Source organism: Mesorhizobium sp. WSM4837 (assembly GCF_055811435.1).
This window is the reverse complement of sequence record NZ_JBVVQE010000280.1, coordinates 1-254: the sequence shown is the minus strand read 5'-3', so window position 1 is coordinate 254 and position 254 is coordinate 1. Positions and strand designations below refer to the sequence as shown.

The window sequence follows — 254 nt, the reverse complement described above, 5'->3', positions numbered from 1 at the left end:
ATCGGCCCGGCGCCGGTGACCAGCACGTCCTCGCCGACCAGATCAAAGGACAGTGCGGTGTGGACCGCATTGCCCAGGGGATCGAAGATTGCGGCGATCTCGTCGGGCACGTCGTCGGGGATCGGCACGACGTTGTGCTGCGGGATTGCCAGATATTCACCGAAGGCGCCCGGCCGATTGACGCCGACGCCGAGGGTGTTGCGGCACAGATGCCCCCTGCCCGCCCGGCAATTGCGGCAATGGCCGCAGACGAT

The 254-nt window shown here is 66.9% G+C and carries 1 protein-coding gene; it reads right to left on the bottom strand.

Going from position 1 to position 254, the window contains the following annotated elements; all coding sequences use genetic code 11:
- The coding region (locus tag AC0L3D_RS37095; protein ID WP_473647586.1) for an alcohol dehydrogenase catalytic domain-containing protein at nt 1–254 on the bottom strand (254 nt) is incomplete at both ends.